The sequence below is a fragment of the Neisseria sp. HMSC03D10 genome, assembly GCF_001807625.1.
GTDB classification, from domain to species: domain Bacteria; phylum Pseudomonadota; class Gammaproteobacteria; order Burkholderiales; family Neisseriaceae; genus Neisseria; species Neisseria mucosa.
Genome location: NZ_KV789589.1, coordinates 1 through 11,387 on the forward strand (window position 1 = coordinate 1; position 11,387 = coordinate 11,387).

The following is an 11,387-nucleotide window of genomic DNA, read 5'->3' on the forward strand; positions in this document are numbered from 1 at the left end:
AATACTGTAAACAACGCTACTGGTTTCTACATGCAGGCCGTCTGAAAAGAGATATGGTCGGATATCGGTATTGCTGTATGGCAAAAGGCCGTCTGAAAGTGTATTTTCAGACGGCCTTTGTATCGCTTTGTCAGCTGCCCGGCCGGATATTCATAGTTCGGTTTTTTTTGGGGGGGCGATGATATTGGAAAGTGGATTTGCCATATCGGGGAAAAGATAATACGATGCCCGGGTTTGGACTCTAACTAATTAGTTTATTGGTTTTAATATGTATTGGATGATACCTGAAATTCCCGACACTCTGGTCCAACCTGCAAAAAGGACATGGGGCAGGACGGCGGTATGGATAATTGCCTTGGCAATATGTTGTTGTATTTCATTGATATGGATTTTTTGGCTGAAAGGGGGTGTGTGGTATTCGCTGCTTTTCCCCGGGATTTGGCTGGCAGCTTTTATATACCGGTTTATTGTATCGATACATAAAGGCACAGCAGAAGAAGCATGGGAGTTGGAGAAAAAGAAAATACATAACAAATGGATTGAGTGGGCCGCAAAAAAAGTAGCTTTAACGGATGTATATGTCGGCTTGCCGGAGGGTATTTCCCTGCGGAATGTGGTTTGCCAGGAAAAGGATGCTTACCGATTTGATTGTGTTTCTTTTAATCGAAAGGACGATATATCAGACACTGTAGCTTTTGCCGATGATGAAGTGGAAAAAAATATTTCGGAAAAACTCTTCGCTTTAAGGGATTATTCCGAAAAAATAACGGTTCATCTGCATGCATCGGATGAATATGTATATGAATATTGGCAGAATAAACTGGCAGAAATGGCGGAAGATGTCGGTATGGGAAAATCGGGTTGGTCAGTACTTCCTTTACAGAAACCGGAGGAGTTGATAGACGAGTGGTTTGATAAGAACGAATCCGAAGGTATTCATGCTGTTTTATCGGTTTGGCTGAATCGGGATGTGGACGAAGCGGAGTTTACCGAAACTGTGACGTGGCTGGTTTTTTCCCCGCCTCATTTGGCAAGAAGGACAAAACTGCCGGTTCGGGCGTGGCTGCAACGGCCAGTCTCGTTTGATGAGGGTAAACGATCTCAGGCATTAAAACACTATACAAATTACGGATTAAACGGGGATGCGGTTGATGCTATATGGTTTCTGGCTTCCCGGGAAGATACGCAAAAGTATATAGACGATATTCAGAATGCGGGAGGAAGACTGCATAGCGAAAGAGACAAATTTTTGTTGCATACGCCCGGTTTGTACATGGGTGCTATGGCATCCGGCAATTCATTGTTCTTGTTAGGTTTGGCCGCTGAAAATACGGCGCAGAAGCATCAGTTGTTTGGTTGGGAAACCGATAGCGGTTTTTACTTGGGCAGGTTGAGTCAAGCCGTAGGGTTAAATTAGCTAGAAATGTTTTTCAGCTTGGTTCTGATGAAAATAGATGATATTGGAGAAAATGATGAAAGGGATTATTAGATTAGGAGATGCCACCACGCATGGCGGTATGGTTATTCAAGCATCTTCCGAAATGGTTGTCGAAGGCAAACCGGCAGCTTTGGTCGGCGATTTGGTCAGCTGTCCGATTCCGGGACATGGAACGAATCCGATTATTGAAGGTAGCCAGTATATGTTGTTCGGAGGCAGGTCGGTTGCAGTTGATGGCTGTAAAACCGCCTGCGGGTGTTCTTTAATCAGCAGTATGCCAAGTGTTGGAAGCGATTAGGTAAAAAACCAAGAGGGGAAAATATCCCTCTCTTGGTTTTCTCTAAATGGTTAAATATTAAGCTTGATAGGCTTATTTTTTTTCTTTAGGCATTTGGGAAACTAAAGATAAGTTGACATCCAAGCCTTCGATTTGGAAGTGAGGACGGGCAAACAGACGAACTTTGAAGAAGCCGGGGTTGTCTTCGATATCTTCAACCAAGACTTTGGCCTCACGCAGAGGATGCGTTGCCTGCAACTCGTCGCTTGGGTCTGTCATTTCAGTAACTAATGTATTGATCCAAGTGTTCAATTCCAGTTCAAGCATGCGACGGTCTTTGGTTGTACCGATGTTTTCGCGTTGGATCAGCTTGAGATAGTGAGCCAGACGGGAAAGCAGGAAAACGTAAGGCAAACGGGCATTGATGCGGCTGTTTGCCGTTGCTTCTTTGGTTTCGTAGAGCGCAGGTTTTTGTGCTGAGTTGGCCGAGAAGAAGCAGGCGTAATCGCGGTTTTTATAGAAAGACAGCGGTACGAAGCCCAAATTGGCAAATTCAAATTCGCGGGTTTCGGGAATCAGGACTTCGGTAGGGATTTTCACTTGATTGCCGGTACCTAAATCATACATATGGATAGGCAAGTCTTCGATCAGACCGCCGGCTTGAGGTCCGCGGATTTGAACGCACCAGCCGTTGTTGATGAAGCTGCGAACCATGTTGGCAGCGAAGGCAAAGGATGCGTTTGCCCATAAGTAACGATCGTGTTCGGTACCCTTAACTTGTTCTTCGTAATTGAAGCTGCGTACAGGAACTGTATCGCTACCGTAAGGCAGACGGGCAAGGAAGCGTGGCAGGGTCAGGCCGATATAGCGCGCATCATCGGTTTCGCGGAAGCTTTTCCATTTGATGTATTCGGCACGGTCCATATAGTTCGCCAAATCCTGAATGCCGGCGACTTCTTCCATACTTTCCTTACCGAAGAAAGATGGGCCGACAGAGCCGATGAATGGCATGTGTGCAGAAGCGGAGACGCGTGAAATATTGCGCAGCAAAGCCATGTCTTGCGGGCTGCGGTCAAATTCATAGTTGGAGATGACTGCGCCGATAGGTTCGCCGCCCGGGGTGTCGTATTCATTGCTATAGGCGTGGCGATACAGTCCGCTTTGGACGATTTCAGGCGCATCTTCAAAGTCTTGAATCAAGTCTTCTTTGGACACGTCGAGAATTTCGATTTTAACGTTGTGACGGAAGTCTGTACGGTCAACCAAGAATTTCAAGCCGCGCCATGCAGATTCGATTTTTTGGAATTCTTCGTTATGGAGGATTTCATCTAATTGGCGGCTGAGCTGTTCGTCAATGCGTGCGATGTGGTAGTCCAACAGGCTTTTGTCGAGGCGTTCTACTTTTTGAGATGAGTCTTGAATCATCTTTAAAAATACGCTGACCGCTGCTGCGATACGTTCATCCGCAGAGGCTTCGGACATTTTTTCGGCGCTTTGGAACTGTTCGATGTCGATGACGGAGTCGACAGCGTTTAAGTTGATTTTTTGGCACAGCGCTTCATAAACACTGCCTGTGTTTTCTTGTTCTATAACGGTTGTTTGGGCTTCTTGGCGTTTTTGCATATTTTAAATCCTTACGGGTGTTTTCAGACGACCTTGTGTTTTATTTGTTAACAGGTGCAATTTTTTCGAGGCGGTCGCGCAGTTCGGCAGACAGATTTTCGTCACGCAAGATGGTTTCCAGTTCACGACGGAATGCCGAATCGTCCAACAGGTTGGATTTCAAGTCACGGAGCAGGTTGCGCATAGCCAATAAAGCGCGCAGCTCGGGAACATTTTGTGCAATTTGTTCCGGGTGGAAATCCCGCATAGATTTGAAATTCAAATTGATATTCATCTCGCCGCCGGCCGGGGAGAGGGTGTTTTTCACAGTCAGGTTGGCTTTGGGGTTGAAGTCAGATAATACGGAGTCAAAGTTGTTTTTGTTGATATTGACTTTTTCTTTTTCGGCAAGGTCGCGTTTGTCTTGACCATTGCTGTAATCACCGGTGACTAAAAGCTTGAGCGGAAGCTCGACTTTTTTCTGTGCGCCTCCGGTATGGAGGTCTAGTTTGATATTGATACGTGAAGGTGGAACTTCGTTTTGGAAACTTTTGCTCACGGCTAATCCTATTCTCTGTTATGTGTTGAAGGGGGGATCTTTTGTTCAAGATGAAATATAAATACTAAATTTGGATATATTTCTATCTAAATAGTATAAGTGTTAGGTATACTGTTGTCTATTGCATTCAAAATTTATCTGACAAAAGGTATTTAAAAGGTATAAACAGTGAAATTTCATAAACCATTATGGGAAGAGGGTGTCTTGCTCTCTCCTCAGCACTTCCAACAACAAAACGTTTTTAATAGTTACATTTATGCAAATGTAATAAAATTGATGGGCGAATTCAAGTGGGGATGTTTTCGTTGCGAGTTCGATCAGCAGACGCTTGAGTTAGGAAAAATTAAACTGAATGAACTTCAGGCATGTCTGCCGGACGGAACCTTGATCGATTTACAGTCGGGCAGTGGCTCTGTTGAAGTTCGTGACATTAATAGCCTTCCTGTGAGAGCAAGAAATACAGTGTTGCTGGCTCTCCCTGTTTATCAAGCGCATGTACCGAATTTGGTGGATGAAAACGGGGCTGGAAATACCCCTAGACGGTTTGTGAAAAAGTTCGAGCAAGTTGAGGATTTATTTTCCGCTGAGGAGGCAGAACTTGCCGTTGAGCAATTAAATTTACAAATTCGTTTTGATTTCGAGGATAATGACGATTACATTACATGCCCCATCGGAGTAGTGGAAAAAAACGAGAATGGGGCATTGATTTGGTCTAAAGACTACATCCCTCCATTATTGTCGATTACAGGATCGGAAGTTTTACTTTCATGTCTGAATAGAATCACTTTGCTGGTGTTGTCCCGTATAGATAACTTATCTGCCCGCCGTCGGGCGCGTAGTGAAAATACGGTCGATTTTTCTGTGTCTGATTCGACATTGTTTTGGTTCTTGCACGGATTAAATACGATTTATCCTGAATTGAAACATTTGAATGATTATCCGCAGCAACATCCAGAGGAGCTTTATAAGCTCTTGGTTCGTTTACTTGGTATGTTGTACACATTCAGAGTTAGTGAATCAGTTAATGAGATGGAGCCATACGATCACTTTGATTTGTTTGGAACCTTCAACCGTTTGGAGTTGAAAATTCGCAGTCTGTTGGATGAAGTAATTCCATCGCCTGTCATCGAATTGTCGTTAGAACATACAAAATCTACACACTGGCGTGCTCAGATATTTGACAGCAGGATTGATGATAATGCGGAGTTTTATATCTCGGCACATTCTGATTCCGTTGTTTTTGCTGAATTGCAGAAGCAATTACCATTGGTCAGCAAAATTGGGGCGCCTGAAGACGTCGAACGCGTTATCAATACGGCAGTAATGGGAGTGCCTTTGCAGTTATTGAATCAAACTCCTCCTGGTTTGCCGTTCCGAATGGATAATGTTTACTTTAGATTAGACAAACGGCATGTGGCATTTTCAAGAATGATGCAATCGCAGGTATGTAGTATTTATGTTCCAACATCTATACCTAATTTACATTTAAGCTTATTTGCAGTAGTGAGTATTTAGTATGAACCATAATCCATTGATTCGAAGTGAATTAAGAGATACTGCTTTGACTGTATCCGCATTATCGGCAGGTTTTAGTCCCGAGCATGCCTCAACATGGTATGAGTATTGCAAAACTTTGGTAGAAAACTTAAGAAAGAATTTAGCAAGCTCTGGGCGTAGTGCAGAAGAGATTGAAGAGATTTCTTATGCGCAGTGTGCGCTTTTGGATGAGGTTGCACTGCAGAATCTGCAAGGAAGTGATAGGGAAGTATGGGAAATGAATCCCATGCAAGTACATTTCTTCCAATCATACAATGCAGGCGATGTGTTGTGCGACAAAATTGAAAAGCTATGCAAAACAGGAAGTGCCAATTCTTTGATCGCTGAGGCATATTTGAGTGTAATCAATTTAGGCTTCAAGGGACGTTATATTTTAGATGAAATGGCTCTCCAAAATTCACAAAATAGCTTGAAAAAAATGGTTTCTGGATTGTCTAGCAATGCGGTAACTCAAGATGGACAAATATTCTATGTTGATCGTAAAAGCATGCCTCTTAAGAGTTTGTTTACGATTAGTCCGATATGGGTATTTATCTGTTGTTCTGTTATTGCAGTAGTAGCTTATTTTGCATTTGGATACTATCTAGATACTTTGGCTGAACAAACTCAAGCATTATAAATTTAGAGTAATTTCATAATGACTTATCAAAAGCTCTCGTCTTTCATTATATTTATAGTAGTTGAGCTTATACTGTTTTATGTATTGGCAATATATTGGCAAGCTAGTTGGATGCTGAAAGGCGGTATTCTAGCTTTGTCAATTGTTGCTATCTTGTGTGTTTGGTTAATCAGACAGCGTAAGAACAAGGAAAACATCAGTATCGGTTCAGAAGTTTGGCAGCAAATCGCGACAGAATTAAATAATACGGGATTTACCGAGCGCTACGTTTTGCGTATGCCTGATTCTGCAGTGAAGATGTCAAATTTAGTCGATAGATATGATGACGCAGTATATATAAATATTTTTAATCCAGAACATTTATACACTGTAGTTTGGAATCTGCTTCAGAATATAGCCCGTAAACAAATCTCACTCAGCATAGAGCTGGTGTTATCTCCCGCCATAAATTCCGATGTGTCTATGGTTATGCGTGGGTGGTTGCGCAATATATTGTTTTTGCAGAAAAAGATGGGTATATCTATACCTGTGAGTTTTGTTATCCGTGCTCCCTTTCTTTTCAAAGAGTCTTCAGATAAAAGAGAGCTATTTTTTGCCTTAAAAACTCAAGGCAGATGGAATGTATTAAGTATTAAGCAGTTTTTTAATGATTTTAAAGAAAGTCTGTCTATTGAGTTTTTACAGCAAAATAAACAATCAAACGGCTGTCAATATATCTGGCTGATCGAAGCACTCAATTGCGTCGAAGAGCAATTGTTGAATCGTACAGACGGGGGGTGGGAATATGTCGATGTACGCAGCTTAAGCGTAGTTGACGATGGAGACTGCCAAGCCAAATCAGTATGGGCAACTTACATATCTAAGAATACACAAGGGTTAATCCATTCTTTTAATAGTTATCAAGGTAATCAATTTCAATATATTCATACCGAATTGTCAGATAAATATACCGTTTATCATAAAAATCATGCTATTGATATACTTTTTAAAGTATTATCCGTTTGCGCATTAGGTTTTTTATCTGCTTCGTTTTTCTCTATGAAAAACAATAGCCGTTTAATAGAACAAATCAGCCGGCATATAGAAAATGTTAGGTCTGAGGCAAATTCAAATGAGCGGCAACAACATTTGGTATTGCTAAAGCAGGATTTGCAATTGCTTGAGAAATACCGTAATGAGGGTGTGCCGGTACATTTAGGATTAGGGTTATATCGTGCGGATTTATATATTCCAAAGTTAAAAGCCTTAATGCCAAAAGATCCTCCACCTCCAAAACCGATAAAACCAGAACTTGTGAAACCAGTAGTTATTACTTTAGACAGCTTGGCTTTGTTTGAAACAGGTCAGTTTGAACTAAAAAATAATGCCAATAAAGCATTGATTGGTGCATTAAAAGCAATTGAGTCACATCCTGATACACGCATTTTAGTTGAAGGATATACTGATAATGTTGGAAATCCTGTTTCCAATCAACAGTTATCAGAAAAACGTGCTCAATCAGTTAAAGATTGGTTGGTTATCTCTTCTAATGTTCCGGAGAGTCGGTTTGAGGTTAAAGGATTGGGTGATACCAAACCTATTGCAGATAATCAGACGGAAGAAGGTAAGGCTAAAAACCGTAGGGTTGAGATCATACTGATTCCGGCTGTAAAACAGTAACTCTAATGCAGCACAAGTTGCTTTAAACCTCAAAACTTAAGGCGTTTTCAATAAAACTAAGGAGTAAAAATATGGCAATTCCTGCTTATATGTGGTTGAAAGACGACGGCGGTTCCGTTATTAAAGGTTCTGTTGACGTCAATGGTCGCGAAGACAGCGTTGAAATCGTTGAGTTTCTGCACAATGTCCGTATTCCTACGGATGCCAATACCGGCAAATTGACAGGTACTCGCGTTCACGAACCTATCGTATTGTTCAAAGAATACGATGCTTCTTCACCATACCTGTACAAAGCAGTAACAACTGGTCAAACTTTGAAAGAAGTAGAGATCAAGTGGTACCAAATTGACGCTTCAGGTCAAGAGAAAGAGTATTTCAATACCAAACTGGACAACGTTAAAGTTGTAGCAGTAGGTCCTGTAATGCACAACATCAAAGATCCTGCTCGCGAACGTTACAATCACTTGGAACGCGTTGAATTGCGTTACGAAAAAATCACTTGGACTTATAAAGACGGAAACATCATTCATTCCGACAGCTGGAACGAAAGCCGCGCTTAATAATCCACATAAAGTGCTGCCTGATAAAGGTAGCACTTTTTTATAACACATTTTTACATCAGGGATATCAAATGTCTGCACATGATCAAGCATTATTATTACGTCGTCTGAACACGCATTGTCAGCAGGCGATGGAAGCTGCAGCCGGCTTATGTCAAACACGAGGTCATGCCGAAATTACGGTTGACCATTTATTTATCAAATTGCTCGAACTAGGGGATGGAGACGTTAATGCCTTATTGAGGCGTTACGAAATTGATTTAGAAAATATTTGGAATCCTTTGTTGAGTACGATGGACAAACTTCCACGCAATGTTCGTGGTAATCCTTCTTTGTCTAAATCATTGATTAGTTTATTGTCGGATGCATGGTTGTTGGCAAGTGACGAAGGTGCATCTGAAATCCGTTCGGCTTTCCTATATCAGGCATTGCTGAAATCTCCTTACCGTCTGATGACGCAGGAAGCATGGCCCTTATTAAGCCTGACTGAAACACAGATAGGTCGTCTGAAAACTTGGTTGGACGAAGTTTCTATCGAAGGTGAGAATAATACATTTGCGCAGCCGGCTTCAGAAGAAGGTCAGCATACAGTTTCAGCGGAATCTAAACCCCAACAAACCGCTACAGCAGGACAAAACGATGCGCTTGCACGTTTTACCGTCAATTTGACTGAAAAAGCCGCTCAGGGCGGTATTGACCCTGTATTTGGACGCGAAACCGAAATCCGTCAAATGATGGATATTCTGTCGCGTCGCCGTAAGAACAACCCGATTCTGGTTGGCGAACCGGGTGTCGGTAAAACTGCATTGGTAGAAGGTCTGGCATTGAAAATCGCTTCAGGCGAGGTGCCTAAGATATTGGAAAACACCCAAGTATTGGTGTTGGACTTAGGTCTTCTGCAAGCGGGTGCGGGGGTGAAGGGCGAATTTGAACAACGCCTGCGCAATGTTATCGAGGCTGTTCAGAATTCTGAAGAACCCGTTTTATTATTCATCGACGAAGCGCATACGTTAATCGGTGCCGGAAACAGTGCAGGCGGCGCGGATGCAGCCAACCTCTTAAAACCGGCTTTGGCGCGGGGTGAATTGCGTACCATCGCAGCGACAACCTGGAGCGAATACAAACAATACTTTGAAAAAGACGCCGCGTTGGAACGCCGTTTCCAAATGGTCAAAGTTGACGAACCCGATGATGAGGCTGCGTTCACCATGCTCCGCGGTTTGAAGCAACGTTATGCCGCTTACCATAAAGTCCATATTCAGGACTCCGCCGTCATCGCAGCCGTACAACTTTCCCGAAAATATATTACCGGCCGCCAACTGCCGGATAAAGCCGTAGATTTGTTGGATACGGCAGCCGCACGCGTCCGCATGAGTTTGGATACCGTGCCTCATATTTTCGGTTTGATGGATGCCCAAATTTCTTCACTGCAACGCGAGCTGGAGGCATTGGATGCCGACAAGCAATTAGGTCGTCTGAATGCTTCGCAGCAAGATAACATTCGACAAGTTGAGCAAGAGATTGCCCAATTGAATGAAGAGCGCGAAGAAATGAACCGCCGATATCAGGAAGAAAAACAATTGGCGGATGAAATCCAATCCTTGATGGAAGCTGCCAAAAATACAGAATTGACTTCTGAAGAGCGACAAGCCGCGCAACACAGTCTGACCGAGAAACAGCAACAGCTTGATGCCGTTGTCGCCGGTAAACCGTTGATTTTCACCAGTGTTGATGAGACCGTAATCGCCGATATTATTGCCGATTGGACGGGCGTCCCCGCAGGCAGCGTCCTCAAAGACGAACTGGCAAACCTGCTGCAACTGGAAAGCCTGCTTGAGAAACGCGTGGTTGGGCAAAGTGAAGCCATTCATGCTATCGCGCAAAGTTTGAGAGCCGCTAAAGCAGGTTTGAAAACCAACGATTCCCCATTGGGCGTATTCCTGTTGAGCGGTCCGTCCGGCGTAGGTAAAACAGAAACGGCGCTGGCTTTGGCAGATGCGCTGTTCGGCGGCGAAAAATCGCTGATTACCATCAACCTGTCCGAATACCGCGAAGCGCATACCGTTTCCCAACTTAAAGGTTCTCCTCCGGGTTATGTCGGTTATGGCGAAGGCGGTGTTTTGACCGAAGCAGTACGTCAGAAACCTTACAGCGTCGTATTATTGGATGAAGTTGAGAAAGCTCATAAAGACATTCTCAATCTCTTCTACCAAGTCTTCGACAAAGGCATGATGCGTGACGGCGAAGGTCGGGAAATCGATTTTAAAAATACCGTTATCCTGATGACTTCAAACTTGGGTGCGAACGAATTGACCCAATTGCTGACACCACAAGAGCCTGAAGAAACAGAAGAAGCTGTTGCAGAAGAGGGTAAAGAGCAAAACGCGCAAGAGCAGATTGTGGACACTGAAGTCGAACTTTCTGCACAAATGCCGGATAGCTCGTCTGAAAACGCCTGCGTTTCAGACGAACCTGTTGAAACCGATGAAACGCCTGAATTTAGTCTGGAAGAGTTGGCAGAAGCGATTCGTCCGATACTGACAGACCATTTCCAAGCCGCTCTGTTGGCGCGTATGCAGGTTGTTCCTTATCGTCCGTTGGAAAAAGAGGCATTGGCTCAAATCGTCAGACTGAAGCTGGACAAAATTGCTGACCGACTGTACGAAGCCCATCAAACACGCCTCAGTTACAGCGAAGATTTTGCAGCGCTTCTGGCTGATTCTTGCACTACCGGCGACAGCGGCGCACGCAATATCGACCATTTGCTCAACCGCCAAGTCATGCCTGCCATCGCGCAAAGCTTTTTGCAATGGCAGCAGACGGCAGGCCATATGCCGGAGCGTGCGAGCTTGGAGGTTGGAGAAGAAGGCATAGACGTCTTATTTGAATAAGGCTATGTTTAAAAACCGTCTGAAAGAGAGCCAACAAGTTTGGTTACCTTTCAGACCGCCTTCCACCACCAATCCCCTCCGCTTGAACACCCACCCCCGTTCAAACTACCATACCCACCCCATCGTCATCTTGGAAATACCCGCCATGACTGCCCGCCAATCCTACCACCTCACCTTCTCCCGATTCTCCCCGTCCCTCTCCGTTAAATCCTTCACCGCCTCCGA

At 43.8% G+C, this 11,387-nt stretch carries 10 protein-coding genes; 8 read left to right on the plus strand and 2 right to left on the minus strand.

Features of this window, described 5'->3' with window-relative positions; all coding sequences use genetic code 11:
- Window positions 1-268 precede the first annotated feature (268 nt).
- Complete coding sequence (locus tag HMPREF3066_RS09295; RefSeq protein WP_060975452.1) at window positions 269-1,417, plus strand: hypothetical protein; 1,149 nt, start codon at window positions 269-271, stop codon at window positions 1,415-1,417.
- Between the two features lie 55 nt (window positions 1,418-1,472).
- A complete protein-coding gene (locus tag HMPREF3066_RS12505) occupies window positions 1,473-1,736 on the plus strand; it encodes a PAAR domain-containing protein (protein WP_199903639.1) in 264 nt (87 codons plus the stop codon).
- Window positions 1,737-1,808: 72 nt separating this feature from the next.
- Here the strand turns inward: HMPREF3066_RS12505 and tssC are convergent, their stop codons facing one another.
- Both tssC and tssB read right to left on the minus strand, forming a co-directional pair.
- The gene (gene tssC, locus HMPREF3066_RS09300; RefSeq protein WP_060975453.1) at window positions 1,809-3,338 is read right to left on the minus strand and encodes a type VI secretion system contractile sheath large subunit; all 1,530 of its coding nucleotides are present in this window, start codon (window positions 3,336-3,338) and stop codon (window positions 1,809-1,811) included.
- Window positions 3,339-3,378: 40 nt separating this feature from the next.
- Window positions 3,379-3,876 (minus strand): type VI secretion system contractile sheath small subunit, encoded by a 498-nt coding sequence (gene tssB, locus HMPREF3066_RS09305; RefSeq protein ID WP_003760099.1) that lies wholly within the window; start codon window positions 3,874-3,876, stop codon window positions 3,379-3,381.
- A gap of 168 nt (window positions 3,877-4,044) precedes the next feature.
- Here tssB and tssK point away from each other — a divergent pair, with 168 nt between their 5' ends.
- The 6 genes from tssK to HMPREF3066_RS13180 all read left to right on the plus strand — a co-directional run.
- Window positions 4,045-5,391 (plus strand): type VI secretion system baseplate subunit TssK, encoded by a 1,347-nt coding sequence (tssK, locus tag HMPREF3066_RS09310; protein WP_060975454.1) that lies wholly within the window; start codon window positions 4,045-4,047, stop codon window positions 5,389-5,391.
- Between the two features lies 1 nt (window position 5,392).
- Complete coding sequence (locus HMPREF3066_RS09315; protein WP_070442422.1) at window positions 5,393-6,052, plus strand: DotU family type IV/VI secretion system protein; 660 nt, start codon at window positions 5,393-5,395, stop codon at window positions 6,050-6,052.
- Between the two features lie 111 nt (window positions 6,053-6,163).
- Window positions 6,164-7,711, plus strand: a complete 1,548-nt coding sequence (locus HMPREF3066_RS09320) for an OmpA family protein (RefSeq protein ID WP_285046849.1) — start codon at window positions 6,164-6,166, stop codon at window positions 7,709-7,711.
- Window positions 7,712-7,782: 71 nt separating this feature from the next.
- Window positions 7,783-8,271, plus strand: a complete 489-nt coding sequence (locus HMPREF3066_RS09325) for an Hcp family type VI secretion system effector (RefSeq protein ID WP_003760091.1) — start codon at window positions 7,783-7,785, stop codon at window positions 8,269-8,271.
- A gap of 71 nt (window positions 8,272-8,342) precedes the next feature.
- On the plus strand, window positions 8,343-11,162 hold the full coding sequence (gene tssH, locus HMPREF3066_RS09330; protein WP_060975457.1) for a type VI secretion system ATPase TssH: 2,820 nt from the start codon (window positions 8,343-8,345) through the stop codon (window positions 11,160-11,162).
- Between the two features lie 4 nt (window positions 11,163-11,166).
- Window positions 11,167-11,387, plus strand: a 221-nt coding sequence (locus tag HMPREF3066_RS13180; RefSeq protein WP_168160670.1) for a hypothetical protein, incomplete at its 3' end; no start/stop codon positions are given.

Coding starts and splice junctions, on each gene's coding strand:
- HMPREF3066_RS09295 (WP_060975452.1), top strand. CDS start 269: ATGTATTGGATGATACCTGAAATTCCCGACACTCTGGTCCAACCTGCA.
- HMPREF3066_RS12505 (WP_199903639.1), top strand. CDS start 1,473: ATGAAAGGGATTATTAGATTAGGAGATGCCACCACGCATGGCGGTATG.
- tssC (WP_060975453.1), bottom strand. CDS start 3,338: ATGCAAAAACGCCAAGAAGCCCAAACAACCGTTATAGAACAAGAAAAC.
- HMPREF3066_RS09315 (WP_070442422.1), top strand. CDS start 5,393: ATGAACCATAATCCATTGATTCGAAGTGAATTAAGAGATACTGCTTTG.
- HMPREF3066_RS09320 (WP_285046849.1), top strand. CDS start 6,164: ATGCTGAAAGGCGGTATTCTAGCTTTGTCAATTGTTGCTATCTTGTGT.
- HMPREF3066_RS09325 (WP_003760091.1), top strand. CDS start 7,783: ATGGCAATTCCTGCTTATATGTGGTTGAAAGACGACGGCGGTTCCGTT.
- tssH (WP_060975457.1), top strand. CDS start 8,343: ATGTCTGCACATGATCAAGCATTATTATTACGTCGTCTGAACACGCAT.